The sequence below is a fragment of the Methylobacterium pseudosasicola genome, assembly GCF_900114535.1.
In the GTDB taxonomy this organism is placed as follows: Bacteria; Pseudomonadota; Alphaproteobacteria; order Rhizobiales; family Beijerinckiaceae; genus Methylobacterium; species Methylobacterium pseudosasicola.
In genome coordinates this window covers 1-24,192 of the sequence record NZ_FOTK01000032.1, presented here as the reverse complement: position 1 = coordinate 24,192, position 24,192 = coordinate 1, and the positions used below count along the sequence as shown (strand labels likewise).

The window sequence follows — 24,192 nt, the reverse complement described above, 5'->3', positions numbered from 1 at the left end:
TTCCTACATCTGATTCATCTCCCGCCACGCCCCGGCCTATCCCGTGTCCCTGATCAGGTTCGCGCTCGTCGCGCTCGTCCTCCTCTTCCTCGTGCCGGTTGCGGTCTCGGCGACGCTGTACTGGCTGCGCGCGGACGGCGACTGGCGCTCGGCCGATCGGTCCAGTGCCGGCCTCCTTCCGGCGGCCGAGACCCATCCGGCGGCAATCGTCCGGATCTTTTCCGCCCGCACGGTGAGCTGGCGCGGCATCGTCGCGACCCATAGCTGGATCGTGATCAAGGGCGCCGGCGAGCGCCGCTACCGCCGCTACGACTACACGGCCTGGGGCCAGCCCATCTGGATCGACCGCTTCGTGCCGGATGGGCGCTGGTTCGGCAACGCGCCCGAGACCGTGTTCGCCGCGGACGGCCCGGAGGCAGAGGCGATGCTGCCGCGCATCCGCAAGGCCGTGGCCGAGTACCGCTACGCCCGCCCCGGGGATTACGTGGTCTGGCCGGGGCCAAACTCGAACACCTTCGTGGCGGCGGTGATGGCCGCGGTGCCGGAGATGCGTGCGAGCCTGCCCGCGACTGCGATCGGCAAGGATTTTCCCTACGACGGTAGCTGGATCGGGTGGACGCCCTCGGGCACCGGCATCCGGACCAATCTCGGCGGCTATCTCGGGCTGACGCTCGCCTGGGTCGAAGGCCTGGAGCTGAACCTGCTCGGCGGCGTGGCCGGGATCGACCTGCGCCGCCCGGGGATCAAGCTGCCGGCCATCGGGCGCGTGGGGATCTGACCGCCGCTGGAGCGCTCGCTGCCGATACTAGCTGGGCGGTGCACACTTACGGAGGATATACTTTGTGTAGAAAAGAAACTCGCGACGTGTCCAGACATTTATCGCGACGAATGCAATGTAAATTATAATATATCGGGATTTTATGCTAATCTTTGCCGGCAGTGCATGCGATGTAACAGCTCCGAAATGGCGCACAAGCTATTTCGTCGGTTGGATCACGTGATTGCCAGCCCTACAGGTCGAGAGTTGTTTCTCCGGCGTGACGTGCGAAAACTCCCTCTAATCAGATAGTGATGTTGAACCAAATTGGTACAAAATTACCCTGAGTATTGGATTTCAAAACGATTTTTGACTTCCCTATTGAACGCACGATTCCCCTGAATGTTGACCTGGGAGCCATATGTGAGTTGAAGGGATCGTCCACAGATTGAATACGGCATGCCACCCTCCTCAACAGAAGGCATCTGGAGACGCGTTCATGAGTCAGGGGTCTGACGGTGCGGAGGCCGAGTTCAGAGGGCGGCTTGCACGCATCTCGGAGGCTCTGGGATTGTCCGTGTCGACTTTCTTCGGTGCGAGCTCGGACCCGACGACGGCTCACGACCTGGAGGACGAAGCGGAGGCCTATCTGCTCAGGCTCGTCGCGTCCTATCTGCGGGAGGCGGAGCCCGAAGCGCGCTGCCGCTTCGCAGCGTCGGTCGAAGCGCTGCTGCAGGCCGATTCGCAATAGCGCACCGCCGAACGCAGTTCGCCATGTCCGCGTATGCGCCGCGACAGGAGACGCCGTCGCCGGCGACCGAAGAACCCGAGCTCAGGTGCCGTTCCGGGCGATCCTGGTGCGAATGGGCGTTTCGGCGAGGCTCGGCAGCGGATCCTGGGTGCCGGCCACGACCACGAGGCGCTGGACCTCGCCGCGCAAGAAGGCTTGCAGGAACCGGTCGTAGTCGCGGAACGAGACGCAACCGTTCGAATCGCCGCGCTGGCCGAGCATGAAGGTATGGGCCAAGAGCCCGACACGGCCGTAGACGGCCTCGGGGCCGCCGACTGGTGTCAGGCGGATCGCCCGGACGCCGTGGAACAGCTGCTCTCGCTCCTTGAGGTCGTAGGTGCCGGGGGGCGTCGGACCGCGCATGCGGACATTGACCAAGCGCGGCTCGTCAAAGCCCTCGCCGAGGCCGGAATGCGCTTCCAGGCGCTCGCCGTTCGGCAGCGTCACGACGCGTGCCGCGATGTTGTAGACCGCCGTTCCGGCCGTGGGGCGCGCATCCGTCGGGGCAAGCGGCGGCGAGATCCGCCGCTGCGGGACGAGATCCGCGGGCCTGCTTTCGAGGGCGGCGTAGGCGAGCGCGGGGGCGCGCTCGACCCCAAACAGCTTCTCTAGGAACGAGCGGTCGTCCTCCCGGGGCGGGATCGGCACCGGCGGAAGCTCCCGGCGGGCGACCCGCCGTTCGGACCTGCGCGCCATGTCCGGTCCCCGGTAGAAGCGGAACTCGGGCGGTCTCGGCATCGGGAGAGGGACGGTCATCGCTGCACGGGGCGGCTCGGCGTCCTGAGCTTCCGGGGCCGGCGCTTCGTCTGGGATCGGCGTCGGGGCGGGCGGCTCGATTTGCGTCCAGGCCCAACGCGACAGGGGTCCGCCGGTGGCCTCGCGCCAGGCTTCGGTCGCCGAGGGCTCCGGATTCGCCGCCAGGGTGGCGGCCTCACCGGGCGATTCGACCGTCGTGGCCGAGGTTTCGATGCCGACCAGCGGGATCGCCGGCGAGCTTTGGAAACGGGGAAGGCCGCTGCCCAGCGCGGCCAGCGCCACGGCGGCGGTCAGGACCGCCAGGGGGGCCGCGCAGCCGCGGCGGCTGGTCCGGGTGGTGGGGCCGTCCAGCGGCGCGGGATCGATAGCCATGCGGGCGCCCATGCTCTCGTCGCGGAGCGGGCACCTGCCGGATCATCGGCGCTGCAGCCTCGAAGAGCCGTCAGCGGATGTCGATGGACCGGCTGGCCCCGCCGGAAGGAAACAGCGGGGCCGGGCGGGCTTTTCTGGGGCGACTGCATGGTCGATTGAGGATCGATCGGGACCATTTTCGGGCGGATAGAGGTTTCGTGCCTCAATTCCGTGTCTTGGCCGCCTTCGAATAAGTCTCAATCGTTGTCGATCTGCTTGCCCAGCAGGGCGATGGCCTTCTCGTAGACCGGCGCGGCATTCCAGCCCTGGATCGCGACGAAGTTCGGCTCGCCGGGCTGATAGCCGGCACCCGCGCGCCAGCCATGCGCCTTCAGGAAGTTCGCGGTCGAGGACAGGGCGGCGCCGACATTGTTCAGGTCGCCGGTGCCGTAGGTAAGGACGTTCTTCGGCAGGAACTGCGTGTGGCCAACCTCGCCATGGGCCGCGCCGCGGGTGCTCGCCGAGAGCAGGCCGCGATCGACCAGGGTCAGGGCCGCGTAGAGCTGGTCGGTGAAGTATTCGGAACGCCGGCAATCATACGCCAGGGTCGCGACCGCCGAGAGGGTGTTGACGTTGCCGCGGACCGCGCCGAAGCCGGTCTCCATGCCCCAGATCGCCAGGAGCGGGCCCGGCGGCACGCCGTAGCGCTGCTCGATCGACTCGAACAAGGCGGCGTTGGTGCGCTTGAGCTGGCGCCCCTTCGACACGATGGTCGGGCCGCCCCGCTTGGCCAGGAACTGGTCCAGGGACAGCTTGAAGCTGCGCTGGCCGCGGTCGGCCGAGATCGTGGCGGTGGAGTAGCTCGTGCCCTCCAGCGCCGCCAGGCTCGCCGCGCTGGCCTTGCCGCGCGCCTCCTGGGCGAATTCCCGCTTCCAGGCCTCGAAGCCGGCCGCCGTGTTGCCGCACTGCGCGGCCTCCGCCTGCCCGGCTAGTCCGGCGAGCCCGACGATCGCCGCCACAGCAAGGGTCATACGCCGCATTTGTTCGATCACGCGAAACACTCCTTCGGCGCGAAGCCGCGCCATGGTCTTCAACCGAGTACCGGGGAACATCTCGTCGACAACAGGGCGAGATGATGTCGGACACACCGCCCGTCGGCATTGTGGTATTCGCACCATAGCGCAAGCCCGCACGACCGCTGAGACATCCCGGCCTGCGTTTCTCATCATCGTAAATCAGATCGGCGCCCGATCGGGGCCGCCGGCTGGCCGCAGCCCCGGCTCGGCCGTATCCGGATCGACGCATCCGTCGTCTAAGAGCTTTCTGAAGACGATCAGGAGCATGATGCGATGTTGTCGGCGGATCAATGCTTTGCCAGCGAAGCGTATCTCCGTAAAAGACACTTTTTTGATGTCACAACATCGTCAAACGACAATCATAGCTTTGCCGGCGGAAAGAGTGCTTCGGGGATACGCTGTGGGGCCGATGACGTTCCGCTTGGCTATGCGCCTCCGGCGCAACCGTTTCTGCTGACCGCGGCCTCACCATGTCTGTGACGTCATCGGCGGATCGTCCGCATCCCGCCAGCGACAGTGCCGACACCAGGTGCCTCGATCCGTTTCGCGCCCTCGGGTCCGCAACGCCGAAACCGGCGCCGCGACCGGGATGTGCGGCGGGGCTCGAATCCGGCGTGATCCGAACCCGGGCCTGAACCCGGCCTTCCTCCGAATCCCGGATCCTTCGGCTTGCGATGCGGCCGGCGGCCGGGTGCCTCAGCCCGACAGACAGCGAGAGACAGGACCCTCATGGCCCTCGGAACGCAAAGCACCGGTTCACCGCGGGCGGCGACGCTCGGCCCCGACCTCGATCGCGACGGCGTCGCCAAGGCCTATGGCCGCTGGGCGCCGGTCTACGATCTCGTGTTCGGCCCAGTCTTCGCCCAGGGCCGAACCCTGGCGGCGGCGGCGGCCGAGCGGATCGGCGGGCGCGTCCTCGAAGTCGGCGTCGGCACCGGGCTGTCCCTGCCGGCCTATCGGCGGGCGGCTAGCATCGTCGGCATCGATATCTCGGCGCCGATGCTGGAGAAGGCGCGCAGCCGCGTGGCGCGGCTCGGTCTGCGCAACGTCGAGCGCCTCGCCGTGATGGATGCCGAGCATCTCGACTTCTCGGACGCCTCCTTCGACGTGGTCGTCGCCCAGTATGTCGTGACCGCGGTGCCGAACCCGGAACAGGCCCTCGACGAGTTCGCCCGGGTGCTGCGCCCCGGCGGCGAGATCGTCATCACCACCCGGATCGGGGCCGAGGGCGGCCTGCGCCGCCTGATCGAGCACACGCTGATGCCGGTCACGAGCCGGCTGGGCTGGCGGACCGAGTTTTCCTGGGATCGCTACGCTGCCTGGGCCGCGACCGCGCCGGTGGAGGTGGTCGAGCGCCGGGCCCTGCCGCCGCTGGGCCACTTCTCGCTCATCCGCCTGCGCAAACGCGACGCCTGAGCGCGCGAATTTTCCTACCAGCCCACCCACGATCGATCGGAGACATACGGCATGGCGAGCTTTCTCGAGACGCTGCGCGTCCAGCGCTGGGACGACCACCGCTACTACCATCACAACCGGATCAACCAGAGCCTGCACTTCGTCAGCGCGGTGAGCTTTCTGGTCGCCTACGCGATGGCGTTCAAGGATCCCGCGACGGCGGCCCTGATCGGTTGGCTTCTGGCGATGACGAGCCGGCAATCCGGCCACCTGTTCTTTGAGCCGAAGGGCTACGACCACGTCAACAACGCGACGCACGAGCACAAGGAAGAGATCAAGGTCGGCTACAATCTCCAGCGTAAGATCGTGCTGCTGGCGATCTGGGCGCTCTCGCCGCTGCCGCTCTACTTCGATCCCACCCTGTTCGGCCTACTCTCGCCGCACCAGACGACTGCCGACCTGATCCGCAATGTCGGTTGGATCTGGCTGTGGCTCGCCGGGGCGGGCCTGCTGTTCCGCACCGTGCAGCTGTTCTTCGTGCGCGACGTGCAGACCGGTCTGGTCTGGGCGACCAAGATCCTCACGGACCCGTTCCACGACATCAAGCTCTACCACAAGGCGCCGCTGGCGCTGCTGCAAGGCGAGATGGTCGAGGAGCACGAGCCCCACGAGCGGGGCGCCTGAGCGTCGCCGGGCGGGGGCTCCCCCGCCTCGGCGATCCCTGGAGAGTCTCGGTTTCAAAAGGTCGTCGACCTTTTGCGGGTGCAGGGCAGAGCCCTGCAAGCTCGGGGCTGCACGCCCCGAACCCCGCCAAAGGGCCGGGGGGCCCTTTGGAAACCCGATCAGGCTTGGTCCGGCGCCTTGAGTCCGAGGCGGGTACCCAGCGTGCCAAGCCGGATCGCCGCGACCTCCCGCAGGATCGTCCGGCGGATCGCTTTGTCGGTGGGGGCGCCGCCCTCCCACCAGCCATCCGCCCGCATGGCATGCGCTGCCGCCACGAACCGCGTGGCGACGGCCTCAAAGGCCGCGTCGTCGTAGGCGAGGCTGAAGATCAGGCGGCCGGTTCCGACCCAGGACAGGGCCAGCCCCTCGGCACGCAGGTAGAATTGCAGCATCCAATTGTAGCGCGACGGCCGCGTGTAGAGCACCGTCCAGACCGTGGACAGGTTGGCCACCCGCACCGGCAGGTCGGCCTCGGCCAGCAGGGCGTTGAGCCGTTGGGCTCGGGCATCCCAAGTCGCGTCGAGGTCGCGATACAGGGCGGCGACCTCCGGCGTCTCCAGCCGATCGAGGAACGCGCTCATGGCGCCCATCACGTAGGGATGGGCGTTGAAGGTGCCGCGGGCGAAGCAGATGTCCACGGGCCGGTCGTCGCGGAAGCGGCGCATCAGGTCGGCACGGCCACAGAGCACGCCCACCGGCAGGCCGCCCCCCAGGGTCTTGCCGTAGGTGACCATGTCGGCGCGCACCCCGAAGTAGTCCTGCGCTCCGCCAGGAGCGAGGCGGAAACCAAGGAAAACCTCGTCGAGGATCATCACGATCCCGTTCTGTGTGCAGACCGCGCGCAGCTCCTTCAACCACTTGGTGTAGGCGGCGCGATCGAAGGAAGCCTTGCGGGCACTGTCGACCAGGGCGGAATCGGACGGCGCGCCGGCATTCGGGTGCATGGCCTGGAGCGGGTTGATGAGCACGCAAGCCACGTCCCGGCGGCTGGCCAGCACTCGCAGCGTCCGCTCGGACATGTCGGCCAGGGTGAGGGTGTCGCGCGTCGGCACCGGGTTGCCGATGCCGGGCTGCACCTCGCCCCACCAGCCGTGATAGGCGCCGCAGAAGCGCACGATCCGGCGCCGGCCGGTATGGTAGCGGGCGAGCCGCACCGCCTGCATCACCGCCTCGGTGCCGGACATGTGGAACGAGACTTCGTCGAGGCCCGACAGCGCCTTGAGCCGCGCGACGTTGCCGGAGACCACCGGGTGCAGCGGCCCCAGCACCGGGCCGAGGGCGGCGACCTTCGCGGCCCCCTCCTCCAGGCAGGCACGGTAGAAATCCACGCCGAACAGGTTGACCCCGTAGGACCCGGCCAGATCGTAGAAGACGTTGCCGTCGAGATCCGTGAGGGTCACGCCCTCCGATGCGGCCGCGAAGGCTCCGGCACCGAGATGCGCGCGCACGTGGCCGGCATACTGGAACGGCACCCGGTACAGCCCGGTGAATTGCAGGTCCGACAGCCCGTCGCGCACCGCCTCGGTCTCGGCCCGGGTGCGGGCGAACCGTGTCCGGTAGAGTTCGCTAAGCTGGGTGAAGCCGTTCTCGCGCCGCAGCGCCACCGTCTCGTCCGGATCGTCGGAGCGGAAGAAGGCGCGTTCGGAATAGGCGTAGTGCGGGATCAGCCCGGCGATGCGCCGGGCCATCCGGGCATGGCCGGTCAGGGATGGATGCTTGGCCCGGGACAAGTGAAGGCGCTGCGCGGCCTTCGGAAGAGCGATCACCGCAGCTGCGGCGGTGGCGGACAGGGTGGCGAGGAGTGCGGACATCGCGCCACGCCGTATCGGAGGCGGTTCACGGCATGATGACGGTTTCGGCGGGATCGCGGCTGCGGCGTGCCCTGGCGCAGGTCGGCGCCCAGGAGGATCTGAATTTTTTGCTCACCAACCGGTTGCCGCGACGGTTGGCGACGAGGTTCATGGGCTGGTTCAGCCGGATCGAGCAGCCGATGGTGCGCGACGTCTCGATCGCGACCTGGCGCCTGTTCTGCGATGTCGATCTGAGCGACGCGGCCGAGACCCGATTCCCGAGCCTTCACGCCGCCTTCGTGCGTGCGCTGCGCCCGGGTGCCCGAGCCATCGCCCTGGACCCGACGATCCTGGTGAGCCCGAGCGATGCGATCCTGGGGGCGCATGGCCGGATCGAGGCCGGCCGGCTGCTCCAGATCAAGGGCCTGTCCTACAGCCTCGCCGACCTGCTCGGCGGCGACGCAGAGCTGGCCCGGGCCCACGAGGGCGGCGCCTACGCGACCCTGCGGCTCACCGCCGGGATGTATCACCGCTTCCACGCGCCCCACGACCTGCGGGTCGACTCGGTCCGCCACATCTGGGGGGACACCTGGAACGTGAACCCGATCGCGCTGAAGCGTGTCGAGGCCCTGTTCTGCCGCAACGAGCGCGCAGTGCTCCGCCTGCGCATCGCCGGCCATGCCGTAACCCTGGTGCCGGTGGCGGCGATCCTGGTGGCGGGCCTGCGCCTCGGCTTCCTGCCGGAGGGCGTCGCCCTGCGCCGCACCGGCGGCCGTCCCCTGCCCTGCACCGCCCGCCTGGAGAAGGGCGCGGAGATGGGCTGGTTCGAGCACGGCTCGACTATTGTGGTCCTGGCCCCGCCGGGCTTCACCCTGTGGCCGAATCTGCAGGAGGGCGCCCGCCTGCGGATGGGCGAGCCGCTGATGCGGCTGCCGCAGGGCGAATCGGCGTAGCGTTCGGTTTCAGGCCGCCTGGACCTTAGCCAGAAAGTCCGCGACCTCGACGGTCAGCCGTTCCGATTGACGGGACAGTTCCGTCGCCGCGGTGAGGACCTGCGACGCCGAGGTTCCGGTCTCGCCGACGGCCGTGGTGACCGCGCCGATATTGGTCGTCACCGCCTGCGTGCCCTGGGCTGCCTGGGTGACGCTCCGCACGATCTCCTGAGTGACCGCCCTCTGCTCCTCCATCGACGCCGTGACGCCGACCGCGATGGCGCGCAGTTCCACGATGGTCGCCGAGATCGCCTGGATAGCCTCTACGGCGCGGTGCGTCTCGCCCTGGATGGTGGTGATCTGGTGAGAGATGGTCTCGGTGGCCTTCGCGGTCTGCGCGGCGAGTTCCTTGACCTCGCCGGCGACGACGGCGAAGCCGCGGCCCGCCTCGCCGGCACGCGCCGCCTCGATCGTCGCGTTTAGGGCGAGAAGGTTGGTCTGCGCGGCGATTCCGGTGATCAGTTCGACCACCGCCCCGATTTTTTGCGCGCCATCGGCCAGCCCCTGCATGATGGTGTTGGTCTGGACGGCATCGGTGGCGGCGCGCTCGGCCATGTCGGAGGACCGGACGATCTGGACGTTGATCTCGCCGATCGACGCCGCCAGCTCCTCGCTCGCCGCGGCGACGGTCTGCACGTTGGCCGACGTTTGCTCTGCGCCGGACGCGACGCTGACTGATTGTGCGGCGGTCTGGTCGGCCGTCCGGCTCATCGCTGCGGCTGTGGCCTCCATCTCTTCGGCGGCGGCCGACAAGGTGGCCGTCATCTTCGAAACTTCGGCGCGGAACGTGCTCGTGGCGTCGTTCAACACCTGCGCACGGCGATTCTTGGCCTCGTTCTCCACGGCCGCATCCGCGTCCGCCCGGCGTTTGGCGATGAGAGCGTCCTTGAAGACCTGCACGGCGCCGGCCATGGCGCCGATCTCGTCCCGGCGATCCGCGCCGACAACCGGCGCGTCGAGGTCCCCCGAGGCGAGACGGGTCATCGCGGCCGTCATGCCGGTGAGGGGCCGCGCGACCTGCACCAGCACGGTGACGATGCCGTACGCGATGGCGATGATCGCGACGACCAGTGAGGCGACGAGCAGGGCACCCGTCCAGCCCGACGTTGTCTGAGCCTGCTCGAACGCCTCGCGCGCCACCCGGATCTGCAGGGCCGTTAGCTTCCCCAGCGCGGCATGCGTCTGGGTCATCGCGTTGAGGAGCGCGGCATGCGCGTCGGCATAGCCGCCCATCTGGTTCGCCTCGGCGTGCCGCACGAGATCGCCGACGATCGCGTCGTTCCGGTCGATCTGCGTTTGAAGGTCCGCGGCGAGGACCTTCTCTTCAGGCGTCAGATAAGTGGCGAGGTAGTCAGCCCATTGCCGCTTCACCTTGACCTGTTCGCGCTGGATATTCTGAACCCCCGCGCGTTGATCGGTCTTCCCGTCCCGCAGGGCCCGCGACGCCTCGACCGTGGCGTCGTAGGCGTCGCGCAAGCTGCTGAACTGACCGAGCGGAACGACGCGATCCTCGAAGACCGTCTGCAGGCTTTTCGTGTTCCAGTAGAGGGCAAGATTTCCGAGCGCCGTTGTCCCCAACAGTAGCGCGCCCAGGACGGTGAGAAGAGCGACGAGGCGGATTTTTATAGTCAGGCGCATCGACGACGTCCGGTGCTAGGCAATTTGACTCAGGTGCTGAGAGGCCGCGATATCATCAGGCGGGTAAATCTGATATGAAATTGCAAGAAGCGAAAATATCGTCATTTACATCAATTACAGATTGTGTATTTATTTTTAAACTGATAAAGCTGATCATTTATTTGCTAGACAACAATATCTTCAAAAGACAATTTGTGGTGATCAAAATATAGTAACACTTACGCTCAGCTGTTCAAATTATGCGCAGCGATAACGTTTTCGTGTGATGAAAGAACGGCCGACGCTGGTGAGGCATCCGATACATCACCGGCGCGGTCCAATCATGAGGCTCGGATCAAGACAAGCGGCGTGGACGCTGGAGGATGTCGGCTGCCACGGTCGCGCGATTCAGCGCGAGGCCAGTGGCGGGGGCTCGGATCGCCCAACCACGGCATGAAGCGGTCCACGCACATCCCCGGGGCTTCAAAGCGGCCTCAAGCCACCGGGTTACGGGGAAGAACGAAAGATATTCTTTTCTCTGCGGAAACCGTGAAAAACGCGGCTCGAAGAACATCAGACAAGAGATAATCCTGCCTTTGACTCGCGTCTCGATGACTAGCTATCGTTAAGTGTCGCAATAAACGCGATGCGACGATGGTTGGTCGACATCTCTAGCGCACCGCCATCATGCTTCACCTCGATGCAGCTCCCCGGCTGGGTCTGCGCGCAGGCACGTTCGGATGCAGGATGTCTCAGAGCCAACCTCGCCGGTCTCGCGGCCGCAGAGCCGCTCCAAGGTCGCGCGGCTGAGCGACGCCCGCTCTGCGCGGCAGGGTGTGCCGGCACAGGAGGCGGAGCGCACGATTCTGATGGTCGAAGGGCTATCGTTGGCCTTCGGCGGCACCGTCGCCTTCGCGGAGATCGATCTTTCCGTGAGGGCGCACGAGATCCACGCCGTGATCGGTCCGAATGGTGCGGGAAAGTCGTCGCTGATCAACGCGATCAGCGGCCTCTACGCGCCACAGGCCGGACGCGTCCGGATCGGCGAGGAAGCCTTCACCCGGGTCCCGAGCCGGCAGCTCTCCGCCCTCGGCGTGGCGCGGACCTTCCAGAATTTGGCTCTGTTCGCCGGCCTGAGCGTGCGCGACAATGTTTTGTCAGGGCTCGCCGGCGCCCGGAAGGCCGGGCTTGCCGCCCAACTCCTCGGCCTGCCCGCGGCTCGACGCGAGGCGCGGGAGCATCTGGCCCGGGCCTCGGCCGTGATCGCGTTGCTCGAACTCGGATCCGTCGCTGAGCGCCGCGCGGGCAGCCTGCCCTACGGCCTTCAGAAACGTGTGGAGCTGGCGCGCGCCCTGGTCGCCCGCCCGCGCCTCCTGCTGCTCGACGAGCCGATGGCGGGCATGACCGCCACCGAGAAGGCCGAGATGAGCGGCTTCATTCGATCGCCGCGGGAGACCTACGGCACGGCGATCGTGCTGATCGAGCACGATATCGGCGTGGTGATGCGCCTTTTGGATCGGGTCACCGTGCTCGATCACGGCCGCCGCATCGCCACCGGCACCCCAGCCGAAATCCAGGCGAACCCGCGGGTCATCGCCGCCTATCTGGGTCTGGCCAACGACGAATCCAACGAATTCTCCGACGAGGACGCGGCATGAACCCGGACTTCGCCTTCCTCGTCGAGGTAATCGTCGGCGGCCTGCTGTCGGGCGTGATGTACGCCCTCGTCGCGATCGGCTTCGTGCTGATCTACAAGACGTCCGGCGTGCTCAACTTTGCCCAGGGCGCGATGGTCCTGTTCGCCGCGCTCACCTTCGTGAGCCTTCTGGAGCGCGGCCTGCCCTTCGTTGGCGCCCTCGCGGCGACCCTGGCGGTCATGGTCGTTCTGGGCCTCGCGGTCGAGCGGGCGGTGCTCCGCCCTCTCGTGAACCAGCCGCCGATCACCCTGTTCATGGCGACCCTTGGGGTGTCCTACGTGATCGAGGGGGCGGCCCAGCTCGCCTGGGGCACGCAGGTGCACGGGCTCGATCTCGGTATCGACGACACGCCGTTCGAGATCGGCGGCGTGCTGGTCAGCCGGTTCGATCTGTTCGCTGCCGGCGTCGCCGGCCTGATGGTCGCCGCCCTCACCGCCTTCTTCCGCTACACCCACACGGGGCTCGCCTTCCGGGCGGTCGCCGACGACCCGTTCGCGGCCCTGAATGCCGGCTTGCGCCTGCCGCGAATCTGGTCCGCCGTCTGGATCGCGGCCGGTCTGGTCGCCCTTGTGGCGGGCTTGCTCTGGGGCGCGCGCCTCGGCGTGCAGTTCTCCCTGTCGCTGGTGGTGCTCAAGGCCCTGCCGGTGCTGGTCCTGGGCGGCTTCGACTCGATCGCCGGGGCGATCCTGGCCGGCTTGATCGTCGGCGCGGTGGAGAAGCTGTCGGAGGTCTATCTCGGCCCGTTTATCGGCGGCGGGATCGAGGGCTGGATCGCCTATGTCGCCGCCCTCGCCTTCCTGCTGGTCAGGCCCTCCGGGCTGCTCGGCCTGCGCAGCGTCGAACGGGTCTGAGCCCATGGCCGCCACCCTGACCGTTCGCGCGCCGCGCGCCCTCCCCGCGGGCAGCATTTAACTCCTGCTGCTCGCGGTGATCGCCCTCGGGATCGTGCCGCTGGTCGGCACGAGCTACCTGTACGAAGCGATCCTGACCCCATTCCTGGCCCTGGCGCTCGCCGGCCTCGGGTTGAACCTGCTCACAGGCTATGCCGGCCTGCTCTCGCTCGGCTCCGCGGCCTTCATGGCAGTGGGCGCCTACGCGGCCTTCAATCTGTCGCTGCGCCTGCCGATCCTGCCGCTGCCGGTCACAATCTTCGCCGCCGGGCTGGTCGCCGCCTTGGCCGGTGTCATCGGCGGCCTGCCCGCTTTGCGATTGCGCGGCTTCTACCTCGCGGTGTCGACGCTCGCCGTCCAGTTCTTCGTCGCCTGGGCGCTCAACCGCATCGGCTGGCTGTCCAACGACAGCCCGTCCGGAATCGTCACCGCGCCGCGTCTCGTCGTGGCCGGCATCTCCTTCGAGGATGCCCGGGGACGCTACCTGTTCTCCCTCGCGGTGGTCGCGCTCCTGACCTTCGCGGCGTGGCGGCTCGTGCGGTCACCGACCGGGCGGGATCTGGTGGCGATCCGCGATCACGAGACCGCGGCCCGGATCACCGGCGTACGGGTGGCGCGCACCAAGCTGCTCGCCTTCGGGCTGTCCTCGTTCATCGTCGGGGTGGCGGGCGTGCTCTGGGCCTTCGCCTATCTGCGGACGCTGGAACCCGCGGGCTTCAACCTCGATCGCTCCTTCCAGATCCTGTTCATCGTCATCATCGGCGGCCTGGGCACCCTGCGCGGCGCCTTCCTGGGGGCGGGGTTCATCGTCGTCCTGCCGCTGATCCTGGCCCGCCTCGGCGCCGCGATCCTGGGGGACGGCTTCGATTCCGGCACCCTCGAAATGTGCCAGCGCATCGTGCTCGGGATCCTGATCGTCGCCGTGCTGATCCGCGAGCCCGCCGGCCTGACCGCCCTGCTCGACCGCGCGGTCGGCCGGCTTCGCGGCCGGGCGGCCTGATGTCTTTCCACTCTCGACGATTGTGAGACGAATATGCGTTCAAGGACCCGCATGCGCGCCGCTCTGCTGGCCGGCGCCACCCTGCTCGGCCTCGCCGGGGGCGCCCGCGCCGACGAGCAGCACTTCCCGCTCCAGAGCTACCGCGTCGGCCCGTACGCGGCCGGCGGCACCGGCTTTTTCGGCGGCTTCATCGACTACTTGAACCTGATCAACAGCCGCGACGGCGGCGTGAACGGCGTCAAGCTGACCTGGAGCGAGGGCGAGACCCAGTACGAGGTCGAGCGCGGCGTCGAGGTCTATGAGCGGTTGAAGTCGCGCCCGGGCATCGCCGCCTGGAACCCGCTCTCAGTTGGTATCGCCTACGCGATGATCGACCGGATCACCGCCGACAAGGTGCCGCTCATCACCATCAACCACGGCCGCACCGATTCCACCGACGGGCGGGTATTTCCGTACGTCTTCCCGCTGCTGCTCAACCCCTACAGCGAGACGAGCGGCATCGTCGCCTATCTCGGCACCCGGGCGGGCGGGCTCGACAAGCTCAAGGGCAAGACGATCGCGGTGCTCTACCACGGCTCGCCCTACGGCAAGGAGACGATTCCGATCTACGAAAAGCTCGCCAAGACCTACGGCTTCAAGGTCGAGCAGATCGAGGTGCCGCATCCGGGCAACGAGCAGCAATCGCAATGGCTCACGATCCGGCGCCTGAGGCCCGATTTCGTCGTGCTGCGTGGCTGGGGCGTGATGAACCCCGTCGCCCTGAAGACGGCGCAGAAGACCGGTTTCCCGGTCGACCACATCGTCGGCAACGTCTGGTCCAACTCGGAGGAGGACGCGATCCCCGCGGGCGATGCCGCCAAGGGCTACGTCGCCATCACCACCCAGGCATCCGGCACGGAATACCCGGTGATCCAGGAGATCGTGCGGAAGGTCTATGAGCCGGGGAACGGCAACCTCGCCGACAAGAAGCGCATCGGCAGCGTCTATCACAATCTCGGCGTGCTCAACGGCATCCTGAACGTCGAGGCGGTGCGGATCGCGCAAGGGCGCTTCGGCAAGCGCACGCTCACGGGCGACGAGGTGCGCTGGGGCTTCGAGCATCTGCGCCTCGACGAGGCCTGGGTGGCCGAGCTCGGCGCGAAGGGGCTGTTCCACTCGATCAACGTCACCTGCGCCAACCACGAGGGCGAGGGCCGTGTCACCTTCCAGCAGTGGGACGGCACGAAGTGGAAGGTCGTCTCCGACTGGATCGCCCCGGATTGGGCCAGCCTGCGCCCGATCATCGAGGCCTCGTCCACGGCCTACGCCAAGGAGCATGGCCTGACGCCGCGCGACTGCGCCGCCGAGGAGCAGGCGGATGCGGGCGCCAGGAATACCGCGGCCGAACACGCATCGGCGGAAAGCCGGTGACGGAGGCGTCCGGGAACGCCCTCCTGCGCGTCGAGTCGCTGGAGGCCCGCTACGGCGGGGCGGTCCGCGCGCTGGGCGGCGTCGATCTCCATGTCGGCGCGGGCGAGATCGTGGTACTGGTCGGCGGCAACGGTGCGGGCAAGACGACCCTGCTGCGGGCCGTCTCCAACTTGCTGCCGGCGCAGCGGGGCCAGGTGACCGGCGGGCGCATCACCTATGCCGGCCAGGATGTCGGGCGGAGCCGCACCGACGCGTTGGTGCGGCGCGGCCTCGTCGGCGTGCTGGAGGGTCGCCATTGCTTCCGGGCACTCACGGTCGAGGAGAACCTCGTGACCGGCGGCCTCGGCCGCGGCGCGTCGCGCGCGGAACTTCGGACGGATCTGGAGCGGGTCTACACGCTGTTCCCGCGGCTCCGGCAGAAGCGCGCTATCGCGGCGGGCCTCGTCTCCGGCGGCGAGCAGCAGATGGCCGCGATCGGTCGCGCCCTGATGGGCCGTCCGAAACTCCTCGTCCTCGACGAACCGTCCATGGGCCTCGCCCCGAAGATCGTGGAGGAGATCTACCGGAGCCTCACCACCCTCAACCGCGAGGCGGGTCTCACCCTGCTGGTCGCCGAGCAGAATGTCCGGCTCGCCCTGCGTCACGCCCACCGGGCGGTGGTGCTTGAGAATGGCCGCAGCGTGCTCGAAGGCACTGCCGCTTCCCTGCGCAGCCGCGACGACGTGAAGACCTTCTATCTCGGCGCCGGGGTTGCACCGCGGCCGGGGGCACTCGCCCTGGCGTGATCAGCGGCCGGATGACCAGCGGTCCGTCAGGGCGGTGAGGGCGATGCTTGCCCCTCACAATGAGGCCGGCTCGTCGCCTCTCAGCCATCAATGTGCGCTGCCGGTCTCGACGAACTTGAACAGGAACAGGGCCGCGATCACCCAAACCACCGGCTTCACCTCGCGCACCCGGCCGGTCAGCAGCTTCAGGGCCGCGTAGGTGATGAAGCCGAAGGCGACGCCGGTGGCGATCGAGTAGGTGAACGGCATCAGGAGCGCGGTCACGCAGGCCGGGATCACCTCAGTGGGGTCGTCCCAGGCCAGGTCGACCAGTTCGTGCAGCATCAGGCAGGCGACGTAGAGCAGGGCCGGCGCCGTGGCGTAGGGCGGGACCGCGCCCGCGAGCGGCGCGAAGAACAGGCAGGCCAGGAACAGCACGGCCACGGTCGCGGCGGTGAGCCCGGTGCGGCCGCCCTCGGCCACTCCGGAGGCGCTTTCCAGATAGGCGGTGGTGCTCGACGTGCCGAGCAGCGAGCCTACGAAGATCGCAGTGGAATCGGCCATCAGGGCCCGGTCGAGGCGCTGCAACTTGCCTTCAGTGAGCAGCCCGGCGCGGTTCGCTACGCCCATCAGCGTGCCGGTGGCGTCGAACAGCTCGACCAGGAAGAGCACCAGGACGACGTGGAGCAGGCCGCCCGAGAGGGCACCGGAGAGATCGAGGGCGAACAGGGTCGGGGCGATTGAGGGCGGTAGCGAGACCACGCCCTGGAAGGCGTTGCCGGCCCAGATAAAGCTCAGGACCGTCACGGTCAGGATGCTGGTGAGGAGCGCCGCCTTCACCTTCCGGGCGGAGAGTGCGGCGACCATCAGGAAGCCGATCACCGCCAGCACCGTGCTCGGCTGGTGCAGATCGCCGAGCGTCACGAAGGTGGCCGGGCTGGCGGCGACGATGCCGGCATTCTTGAGGGCGATCACGGCCAGGAACAGGCCGATCCCCACCGTCAGGGCGATCCGCATCGAGTGCGGGATGCCGTCGACAATCATCGCCCGCAGGCCCGTGAGAGTCACGACGAAGAAGCACAGCCCGGAGATGAACACCGCCCCGAGCGCGGCCTGCCAGGTGAAGCCCATGCCGAGCACCACCACGTAGGCGAAATAGGCGTTGAGCCCCATCCCGGGCGCCAGGGCGATCGGGTAATTGGCGTAGAGCGCCATCACCAGGGAGCCCAGCGCCGCCACCAGGCAGGTGGCCACGAACACCGCGCCCTTGGGCATGCCGGCATCGGCCAGGATGCTGGGGTTGATGAAGACGATGTAGGCCATCGTCAGGAAGGTGGTCAGGCCGGCGAGCAGCTCCGTGCGCGCGGTGGTGCCGTGCTCGGCGAGCCGGAACTGGCGCTCCAGGAAGCCCGCCCGGCCGGGAGCCGAGATCGCGGCCTCGCGCTTGATGTCCATCACCCCTCCCCGCTCACGCCGGCCAGGACGGCGCGGAAGATCCTGTCGGGCGCGAACGGCGTGGCGGTGAGCCGGGCCCCGGTGGCGTCGCGGATCGCGTTGCCGAGCGCCGCCGCCACCGGATTGTAGGGCGACTCGCTCATCGATTTCGCGCCGAGCGGCCCGACGCTGTCATGGGTGTTCGCGAACAGCACCTCGGTCTCCGGCACGTCGGCGCAAGCAGGGATGTGATAGTCGCGCAACGCCTGGGTGACGACCCGGCCAGCGGAATCGATCGCAAGATCTTCGTAGAGGGCGGCGCCGATCGCCTGGGCGACACCGCCCTCGACCTGGCCGCGGCACTGCATCGGATTGATCACCGTGCCGGCGTCCGCAGCATGGATGCTGCGGAGGATGCGGATCTCGCCGCTCACCGGATGGACCGCCACCCGGAAGGCCTGGACGTTGAACGCCACCGAGCGGGGGCTGCCATCGGCCCGGCCCCGGGCGGCGAGCGGGCCGAGTTCTTCAAGCGCCAGCGGGCCGCTCGGCGTCGTCATCACGTCGCCCACGAGCCGGCAGGCGACCGGCTCCGCGCCGGACAGCTCCGCGGCGCGCTCGCGAGTCAGCGCTGCCAGCGCCTCGGATGCGCGCAGCACCGCGAGGCCGGCCACCACCGTGCCGGTGCTGCCATAGGCGCCGGTATCGTGGCCGACCGCATCGGTGTCGGCGCCCGCAACGTGGACGCGGTCCGGCGCGAGGCCGAGCGCCGAGGCGGCGATTTGGCGATGGACCGTGGTGGTGCCGTTGCCGAACTCGGCGGTGCCGACCCGCACGGTGACGCGGCCGTCCGGATCCAGGCTCACCTGCGCGTCAGCGTGGTGGCCGCGGGGCGGGATCGTGTCGATCATGGCCATCGCCATCCCGGTGCCGGCGCGCCAGCCAGGCTCCGGATCCGGCCCGGGATCGGCCCGCAGGGCCCGCTGGACGAGGTCCAGGCACTGGTCAAGGCCATAACTGCCATAGACCACGTCGTGCGGTTCCAGGCTGTTCGATACCATCGGGTCGCCTGGCCGCACGGCGTTGATCCGGCGTAGGTCGAACGGGTCGATCGCCAGCGCGCGGGCGACTTCGTCGAGAGCGGATTCGAGCGCAAAAATCGTCTGGCTGAGGCCGTAGCCCCGGAAGGCGCCGGACGGCAGCGTGTTGGTGTAGACCGCGTAGCCGTCGACCCGCTTGTTCGGGCAGGCATAGGCGGCCAGCACCTCGTTGCAGCCGTGATGGATCACGCCGCCGGCATGGTTGCCGTAGGCGCCGGTCTCCGAGAGCACGGCGAGGCTGATCGCGGTGAGCCGCCCATCCTTGCGAGCGCCCACCTTCACGGTGACCCGCATCGGGTGGCGGGTGGTGGTGGCGGTGAACTGTTCCTGGCGGGTCATCTCCCATTGCACGGGCCTGCCGGTGCGCAGCATTGCCAGCGTCACGAGATCCTCGGTGAGCATCTCCTGCTTGCCGCCGAAGCCGCCGCCGACCCGGTTGCAGACCACGCGCACGGCGTCGCGTTCCAGGCCGAACAGGTCGCACAGGGCATCGCGGGTCAGGAACGGCACCTGGCTGCTGGTCCGGAGCGTGAGGCGCCCGTCTGGGTCGCGCCATCCGACGCAGCCATGGGTCTCCAGGGCGACGTGCTGGACCCGCTGCGACCGGAAGGTATTTTCGTACACGACATCGGCTATGGCGAACCCCGCCGCGACGTCGCCGACCTCGCCGTGGACTTCCGCCGCCAGGTTCGGGTGGCGCGTCAGCGGCGGCGCGTCGATGCCCGGCTTGTCCACCGGATCGTGGACTTTTGGCGCGTCGGCCGCGAGGGCCTGATCCGGGTCGAGCAGGGCCGGGCGGACTTCGTAGGTGACGCGCAAAGCCCGGCAGCCTGCTTCCGCGGCCGCGACGGAGTTGGCAACCACCGCGGCGACCCGCTGGCCGACGAAGCGCAGGATCGGATCGAGCACCATGGTGTCGGCCGCGTCGTCGCGCGGATCCTGGTGGCGGCCGGTGGAGAACCGGCGCTGCGGTGAGTCCGCATGGGTCAGCACCGCAACGACGCCGGGAACGGCGTAGGCGTCCGCGGTGTCGATCGCCACGATGCGGGCATGGGCGTGGGGCGAGCGCAGGACTTTTAGGTGGAGCGCGTCGGCCGGCGGCGCGTCGAGAGTGAAGCAGGCGCGTCCGGTCACAACTTGAGGGGCGGCCGGGGCGGGCAGGTTCCGGCCGATCGGATCGCTGGCCTCGGCGGTGTCGCAATGTGCGACCCCCGCGATGGCGTCCCGGACGGCCCGGTAGCCGGTGCAGCGGCAGAGATTCCCCTTGAGGGCGGAGCCGAGGTCCCGCTTCTGGCCCTGATCTAAGGCGGCGGCGGTCATGATCATGCCCGCCGTGCAGAAGCCGCACTGGAAGCCTTGGGCGGCCAGGAAGGCCGCCTGCATCGGGTGCAGGGCCTCGGGTCCGGGCTCCTCCGGCCGGCAGGAGCCGGCCAGACCCTCGATGGTGGTGACGCTGCGCCCCTCCGCCCGGAACGCCGGGAGCAGGCAGCTATGGACGGGCTCGCCGTCGAGATGGATCGTGCAGGCGCCGCAATCGCCAGCGTCGCAACCCTTCTTCACGCCGAACCAGCCGGCCTCGCGCAGATAGGTGCGCAGGCATTGGCCGGGACGCGGCGCGCCATCGTGCACGTGGCCGTTGATCGTGAGCCTCATGCCGATGCCTCATCCGCCAGCGCCGCGCGGATTTCTTCTGCGAGGTGCCGGGTCATGTGTTGGCGCCAGTCCGGCGTTCCGTGCACGTCGTCGTAATAGAGCTCGTTCGGGATCGTCTCGGCGATTGCCCGCCCGAGGGCGTCGCGATCCGGCATGTTCGCGAAGGCGAGTCGCACGGGCCGGCGGATCGAAGCCGTAATGGTGAGCGCGAAGGCGCCGGCCGAATCGCGCGTGCCGATCAGCAGCGCTCCGGAACGGCCGTTCGGGCTCAGACTGATACGCCGGAACGCGGTACGCCGGGTCAGGGCGGTGGCCGGGAGGACCAGACTACGCAGGATCTCCCCGGGGCGAAGCGCATTTCGCTGCGGCCCGAGCACGAACTCCGTCACCGGCAGATGCCGCTCGCCCCCGTCCGGCGCCCAGACCGTACAGGTGGCCTCCAGGGCCGCGGCCAGGGCGGTCATCGGCCCGGCCGGCAGGGCCATGCACAGGTTGCCGCCCACCGTAGCGAGGTTCCAGATCTTGAACGATCCGAGCAGGGCCCGGCAGCATTGCCCGACAAGCGGGGCGGCGATCCAGTCCGGCGGCAGCTCCAGCCGGTCGAGCTGGGCGATGGTGCAGGTCGCGGCCAGCGTCAGGCCCTCCGGCGTGATCGCGTGGGGCGTCCAGCCGAGCGCTGTCAGGTCGACGAGCCGGCGCGTTCCGGGCTGCGGCTCCGAGAACAGCCAGGTCCCGCCGGCGAGGCAAGCATCGCCGTTTCGCCAATCCGGCAGGTCGGCCCGGCCCTGGGGTCGGAGGACAGTCTCGATCGTGTTGAGATCCACGGCCCCTCGCTGCCTCCTTTCGACAGAATACCGCGCAGCCTAGCAATATGCCTGCCGGTGGTTTGCCGCAGCGTGGAGAAGCCATGGCTCCGGTCTTACGGCTCCGCGCACGGCCTCGCTTCGGGCCACCCCGCGGAGATCATCATGGCTCTGACGGCATCGCGATACGGCGAGGACCGGGTCCGAGTGATGCGGCTGACCCGCTCGGGCGATCACCACGTCCCGCGGGAGCTGACGCTCTCCGTGCTCCTGACGGGGCACTTGGACGCCGCCTGGACTGAGGGCGACAACCGCGCCTGCATCGCCACCGACAGCGTCAAGAACATCGTCAACGTCACGGCGGCCAGGAATCTGTCCCTCGACACGGAAGGTTTCGCGGCGGCGTTCACGCAGGCCCTGCTCAAGACCTATCCGCAGATGGAGACCGTCACGATCGAGGCCGAAGAGACCCGCTGGCTGCGCCACGCCGTCGACGGCGTACCGCACGGCCACACCTTCATCCGGGACGGCAACGGATTTGGCTATGTTGGGCTGGAAGCCGCGGCCGGACCGGATCGGTGCTGAAATTCGGTCTTCGCGGCTACACCTTCATGAAGACCACGCAATTGCCGTGCAGTTGCGCGGGCAAGCATGCTGGACGCTGCCCGCGTCAAATTCTCGTGACCGCAGCCGCCCACCACGGTGCGACATGCCGGCGATCAGTGCGCGTCTACGTTGTAGCGCCGAGCGATCCTGCACAGGACGATCAAGCGCATCCCTGCCAGACGCGCCCGCCTCGGACGAGGCATAGCACGGCGCCGGAGACGCGGAGCGTATTCCCTCAATCTGAGAGGCGCCCCGAACATCGCGGTCTGCGAATATCACTCATCCACCGCGATGAGAGATTGATATAAGGCATCAAAAGATGGGAATTTGGCTTGCATGAATGGGATTTGATTTTCTCGAGGCCTTCATCGATCGATGTCGCGTGATAGGAATGCAAGATAAATCCCTGCAACTCCTGCGTGCGAAGACGGATCTGTGCTCGGTTATGGTCCGATCAAAAACCGATCTGCCGCGGTTTATTCCCGATGTGTTGATTTAACTCGCGATCAAGACCCCACGGCTACTGCCGACGGAGGGCGGTCGAACCCACGGCATGCGAGCCGCGGACCTGACGCAGGTTCGCGCGATCAGCGCCGTGCTTTGACCCCGGGCCTCTGGAGGACACGATGTTCAAGCGCCTGACGGGCGGACGGGACCATCAGGCGAAGCTGGCGGCCTTGAGTCGTTCCCTCGCCACGATCGAATTCGCCCTGGATGGCACGATCCTGGACGCCAACGCGAATTTTCTGGCGGTGATGGGCTACACGCTGGCCGAGATACGCGGTCGCCATCACAGCCTGTTCGTCGACCTGGCGGAGCGCGAGGGCGAGGCCTACCGGCTGTTCTGGGATGGACTCCGGCGCGGCGCGTTTCAGACGGCCGAGTACAAGCGCATCGGCAAGGACGGACGTGAAGTCTGGATTCAAGCGACCTACAACCCGGTGCTCGATCGGGCCGGCAAGCCGATCACAATCGTCAAGTTCGCCACCGATATTACCTCCCAGAAGCTGCGCGCCCTCGATCTCGACGGGCAGATCGCCGCCCTACACCACTCGCAGGCTGTGATCGCCTTCACCCTCGACGGGACGATCTTGAGCGCCAACCAGAACTTTCTCGACGCCGTGGGATACAGGCTCGACGAAATCGTGGGCCGCCACCACGGCCTGTTCGTGACCGATGCGGAGCGGTCGAGCGAAGCCTATCGGGCCTTTTGGGCGGCCCTGGCGCGCGGCGAGTTCCAGTCCGCCGAGTATCGGCGGATCGGCAAGGACGGCCGGGAGGTCTGGATCCAGGCGACCTACAACCCGATCAGCGATGGCAGCGGCCGCCCGATCAAGGTGGTCAAGTTCGCAACCGACATCACCCGACAGGTCCGCGAACGCCAGCGCCGGGCCGAGGCCCGGCAGGCGATTGATACGGATCTCGATGCGATCGGCCAAGCCGTCGCGGACGTCACGCGCCAGACTGGCACGGCGGCCGATACGGCCAGCCGGGTGTCCATCGATATCCAGGCCATGGCGTCGGGCGCGGAGCAGCTTTCGATCTCGGTGAACGAGATCAGCCAGCAGGTGAGCCACGCCGCGTCGATCGCCGGGCAAGCCGTGACGCAGACCCAGCACACCGGCGGCATCGTGGCCGGCCTGAGCGATCAGGCCACCCAGATCGGCGACGTGGTCGGGCTTATCGCCGGGATCGCAGCCCAGACGAACCTGCTGGCGCTCAACGCGACGATCGAGGCGGCGCGGGCCGGAGAGGCCGGCCGCGGCTTCGCGGTGGTCGCCTCGGAGGTAAAGGCGCTGGCCGAGCAGACGGGCCGAGCCACGGACCAGATCCGCGGCCAGATCGCCGCGACCCAATCGGCCACGCGGGAGGCCGTGGGTGCGATCGACGCGATCCAGGGCACGATCCGGACGTTGAACGAAGTCTCCTCGACCATCGCGGCCGCCGTGGAGGAGCAATCGGCGGTGACCCGCGAGATGTCCGGCAGCATGCAGACCGCCTCCCACGGCGTCTCAACCATCGCGGCCGGCATGGACACGATCGCCCAGGCGAGTGTCCAGGTCGACCGCGCGACCCGCCAGGTGCGAGAGGCTTCGCGGGCGGTGGGGTGAGGGAACGGTATGGCGGCAGGCGCCTGGCTGATGCTCGGCGCACTACCTGATCGTTGGCTTTGGAGTGGGCGAGACAGTGTGCGTTGAATGAGCGGGCGAGGATGAAATGATTCTACCATTCATCTGGAAGAGGTCGTTTAGAGCCGTGCCCGCTTATGTAGCGACGGCCAAGTCGTGTTCGTAACCGGCGGTTGTGAGACAGTGACGGCACTCGTCTGGTGTGAATCCGGTGCAGGCATCGCGGATGGCCGCCCAGAGGGCGGGCACGGTGCGGGCGACCGCGGTTCGCAACAGATGCTTCAACTTGGCGAAGATTTGCTCGATGGGGTTGAAGTCGGGACTGTAGGGCGGAAGGTAGAGGGCCCGCGCCCCCACCGCCTCGATCGCCTGGCGCACGCCGGCCACTTTGTGGGCCTGTAGGTTGTCGAGGATTACGGTGTCGCCGTGGCGCAGCACCGGGACGAGGCTGTCTTCGAC

The 24,192-nt window shown here is 68.0% G+C and carries 20 protein-coding genes; 12 read left to right on the top strand and 8 right to left on the bottom strand.

Annotated features, from left to right (window positions below; translation table 11 throughout):
• Positions 1 to 43: 43 nt before the first annotated feature.
• On the top strand, positions 44 to 778 hold the full coding sequence (locus BM228_RS24490) for a DUF3750 domain-containing protein (protein WP_092044691.1): 735 nt from the start codon (positions 44 to 46) through the stop codon (positions 776 to 778).
• A gap of 556 nt (positions 779 to 1,334) precedes the next feature.
• The gene (locus BM228_RS34820; RefSeq protein ID WP_167367809.1) at positions 1,335 to 1,508 is read left to right on the top strand and encodes a hypothetical protein; all 174 of its coding nucleotides are present in this window, start codon (positions 1,335 to 1,337) and stop codon (positions 1,506 to 1,508) included.
• An 81-nt stretch (positions 1,509 to 1,589) separates the two neighbouring features.
• Here BM228_RS34820 and BM228_RS24480 read toward each other — a convergent pair whose 3' ends face one another.
• The gene (locus BM228_RS24480) at positions 1,590 to 2,675 is read right to left on the bottom strand and encodes a tlde1 domain-containing protein (RefSeq protein ID WP_092044758.1); all 1,086 of its coding nucleotides are present in this window, start codon (positions 2,673 to 2,675) and stop codon (positions 1,590 to 1,592) included.
• A 236-nt stretch (positions 2,676 to 2,911) separates the two neighbouring features.
• Positions 2,912 to 3,694 carry a lytic murein transglycosylase gene (locus BM228_RS24475; protein ID WP_208612090.1) on the bottom strand — a complete coding sequence of 261 codons (783 nt, stop codon included), beginning with the start codon at positions 3,692 to 3,694 and terminating at the stop codon, positions 2,912 to 2,914.
• Between the two features lie 765 nt (positions 3,695 to 4,459).
• Between BM228_RS24475 and BM228_RS24470 the strand changes: the two genes are divergently transcribed.
• Together BM228_RS24470 and BM228_RS24465 are read left to right on the top strand one after the other, a co-directional pair.
• On the top strand, positions 4,460 to 5,146 hold the full coding sequence (locus BM228_RS24470) for a class I SAM-dependent methyltransferase (protein WP_092044688.1): 687 nt from the start codon (positions 4,460 to 4,462) through the stop codon (positions 5,144 to 5,146).
• A gap of 51 nt (positions 5,147 to 5,197) precedes the next feature.
• Positions 5,198 to 5,809 carry a hypothetical protein gene (locus tag BM228_RS24465; RefSeq protein ID WP_092044687.1) on the top strand — a complete coding sequence of 204 codons (612 nt, stop codon included), beginning with the start codon at positions 5,198 to 5,200 and terminating at the stop codon, positions 5,807 to 5,809.
• Positions 5,810 to 5,967: 158 nt separating this feature from the next.
• On the opposite strand, the gene BM228_RS24460 is transcribed toward BM228_RS24465, so the two are convergent.
• Positions 5,968 to 7,659: an aminotransferase class III-fold pyridoxal phosphate-dependent enzyme gene (locus BM228_RS24460; RefSeq protein WP_092044685.1), complete on the bottom strand. Its 1,692-nt coding sequence runs from the start codon at positions 7,657 to 7,659 to the stop codon at positions 5,968 to 5,970.
• 32 nt (positions 7,660 to 7,691) lie between these two features.
• On the opposite strand from BM228_RS24460, the gene asd reads away from it, so the two are divergent.
• On the top strand, positions 7,692 to 8,591 hold the full coding sequence (gene asd, locus BM228_RS24455) for an archaetidylserine decarboxylase (protein WP_092044684.1): 900 nt from the start codon (positions 7,692 to 7,694) through the stop codon (positions 8,589 to 8,591).
• A gap of 9 nt (positions 8,592 to 8,600) precedes the next feature.
• On the opposite strand, the gene BM228_RS24450 is transcribed toward asd, so the two are convergent.
• The gene (locus BM228_RS24450; RefSeq protein WP_092044682.1) at positions 8,601 to 10,268 is read right to left on the bottom strand and encodes a methyl-accepting chemotaxis protein; all 1,668 of its coding nucleotides are present in this window, start codon (positions 10,266 to 10,268) and stop codon (positions 8,601 to 8,603) included.
• A gap of 719 nt (positions 10,269 to 10,987) precedes the next feature.
• Between BM228_RS24450 and BM228_RS24445 the strand changes: the two genes are divergently transcribed.
• The 5 genes from BM228_RS24445 (at position 10,988) to BM228_RS24425 (ending at position 16,029) form a co-directional block, all read left to right on the top strand.
• Entirely contained in the window at positions 10,988 to 11,905 is a 918-nt protein-coding gene (locus tag BM228_RS24445) for an ABC transporter ATP-binding protein (RefSeq protein WP_092044680.1), read from the top strand.
• Entirely contained in the window at positions 11,902 to 12,795 is an 894-nt protein-coding gene (locus BM228_RS24440; RefSeq protein WP_092044679.1) for a branched-chain amino acid ABC transporter permease, read from the top strand. Before BM228_RS24445 ends, BM228_RS24440 begins: the two co-directional genes overlap by 4 nt.
• 64 nt (positions 12,796 to 12,859) lie before the next feature.
• Positions 12,860 to 13,834 (top strand): branched-chain amino acid ABC transporter permease, encoded by a 975-nt coding sequence (locus BM228_RS24435; RefSeq protein WP_167367810.1) that lies wholly within the window; start codon positions 12,860 to 12,862, stop codon positions 13,832 to 13,834.
• A gap of 51 nt (positions 13,835 to 13,885) precedes the next feature.
• Positions 13,886 to 15,244, top strand: a complete 1,359-nt coding sequence (locus BM228_RS24430) for an ABC transporter substrate-binding protein (protein WP_244537295.1) — start codon at positions 13,886 to 13,888, stop codon at positions 15,242 to 15,244.
• On the top strand, positions 15,241 to 16,029 hold the full coding sequence (locus tag BM228_RS24425) for an ABC transporter ATP-binding protein (RefSeq protein ID WP_092044675.1): 789 nt from the start codon (positions 15,241 to 15,243) through the stop codon (positions 16,027 to 16,029). The genes BM228_RS24430 and BM228_RS24425 overlap by 4 nt, the downstream gene beginning before the upstream one ends.
• 87 nt (positions 16,030 to 16,116) lie before the next feature.
• Here BM228_RS24425 and BM228_RS24420 read toward each other — a convergent pair whose 3' ends face one another.
• The 3 genes from BM228_RS24420 to BM228_RS24410 are packed head-to-tail and all read right to left on the bottom strand — an operon-like array spanning position 16,117 to position 21,019.
• Positions 16,117 to 17,463, bottom strand: coding sequence for an NCS2 family permease (locus tag BM228_RS24420; protein WP_092044674.1), 1,347 nt, complete (start codon positions 17,461 to 17,463; stop codon positions 16,117 to 16,119).
• Positions 17,463 to 20,195, bottom strand: coding sequence for a molybdopterin-dependent oxidoreductase (locus BM228_RS24415; RefSeq protein WP_092044672.1), 2,733 nt, complete (start codon positions 20,193 to 20,195; stop codon positions 17,463 to 17,465). The genes BM228_RS24420 and BM228_RS24415 overlap by 1 nt, the downstream gene beginning before the upstream one ends.
• A complete protein-coding gene (locus tag BM228_RS24410) occupies positions 20,192 to 21,019 on the bottom strand; it encodes an FAD binding domain-containing protein (protein ID WP_092044670.1) in 828 nt (275 codons plus the stop codon). Before BM228_RS24410 ends, BM228_RS24415 begins: the two co-directional genes overlap by 4 nt.
• Before the next feature lie 144 nt (positions 21,020 to 21,163).
• On the opposite strand from BM228_RS24410, the gene BM228_RS24405 reads away from it, so the two are divergent.
• Together BM228_RS24405 and BM228_RS24400 are read left to right on the top strand one after the other, a co-directional pair.
• Entirely contained in the window at positions 21,164 to 21,583 is a 420-nt protein-coding gene (locus BM228_RS24405; protein WP_244537294.1) for a hypothetical protein, read from the top strand.
• A 647-nt stretch (positions 21,584 to 22,230) separates the two neighbouring features.
• On the top strand, positions 22,231 to 23,715 hold the full coding sequence (locus tag BM228_RS24400; RefSeq protein ID WP_092044668.1) for a methyl-accepting chemotaxis protein: 1,485 nt from the start codon (positions 22,231 to 22,233) through the stop codon (positions 23,713 to 23,715).
• A 153-nt stretch (positions 23,716 to 23,868) separates the two neighbouring features.
• Here BM228_RS24400 and BM228_RS24395 read toward each other — a convergent pair.
• On the bottom strand, positions 23,869 to 24,192 hold a 324-nt coding region (locus tag BM228_RS24395), incomplete at its 5' end, for a transposase (RefSeq protein WP_208612089.1).

Coding starts and splice junctions, on each gene's coding strand:
- BM228_RS24480 (WP_092044758.1), bottom strand. CDS start 2,675: ATGGCTATCGATCCCGCGCCGCTGGACGGCCCCACCACCCGGACCAGC.
- BM228_RS24475 (WP_208612090.1), bottom strand. CDS start 3,694: ATGCGGCGTATGACCCTTGCTGTGGCGGCGATCGTCGGGCTCGCCGGA.
- BM228_RS24470 (WP_092044688.1), top strand. CDS start 4,460: ATGGCCCTCGGAACGCAAAGCACCGGTTCACCGCGGGCGGCGACGCTC.
- BM228_RS24465 (WP_092044687.1), top strand. CDS start 5,198: ATGGCGAGCTTTCTCGAGACGCTGCGCGTCCAGCGCTGGGACGACCAC.
- BM228_RS24460 (WP_092044685.1), bottom strand. CDS start 7,659: ATGTCCGCACTCCTCGCCACCCTGTCCGCCACCGCCGCAGCTGCGGTG.
- asd (WP_092044684.1), top strand. CDS start 7,692: ATGATGACGGTTTCGGCGGGATCGCGGCTGCGGCGTGCCCTGGCGCAG.
- BM228_RS24450 (WP_092044682.1), bottom strand. CDS start 10,268: ATGCGCCTGACTATAAAAATCCGCCTCGTCGCTCTTCTCACCGTCCTG.
- BM228_RS24445 (WP_092044680.1), top strand. CDS start 10,988: ATGCAGGATGTCTCAGAGCCAACCTCGCCGGTCTCGCGGCCGCAGAGC.
- BM228_RS24440 (WP_092044679.1), top strand. CDS start 11,902: ATGAACCCGGACTTCGCCTTCCTCGTCGAGGTAATCGTCGGCGGCCTG.
- BM228_RS24430 (WP_244537295.1), top strand. CDS start 13,886: ATGCGCGCCGCTCTGCTGGCCGGCGCCACCCTGCTCGGCCTCGCCGGG.
- BM228_RS24420 (WP_092044674.1), bottom strand. CDS start 17,463: ATGGACATCAAGCGCGAGGCCGCGATCTCGGCTCCCGGCCGGGCGGGC.
- BM228_RS24415 (WP_092044672.1), bottom strand. CDS start 20,195: ATGAGGCTCACGATCAACGGCCACGTGCACGATGGCGCGCCGCGTCCC.
- BM228_RS24405 (WP_244537294.1), top strand. CDS start 21,164: ATGGCTCTGACGGCATCGCGATACGGCGAGGACCGGGTCCGAGTGATG.
- BM228_RS24400 (WP_092044668.1), top strand. CDS start 22,231: ATGTTCAAGCGCCTGACGGGCGGACGGGACCATCAGGCGAAGCTGGCG.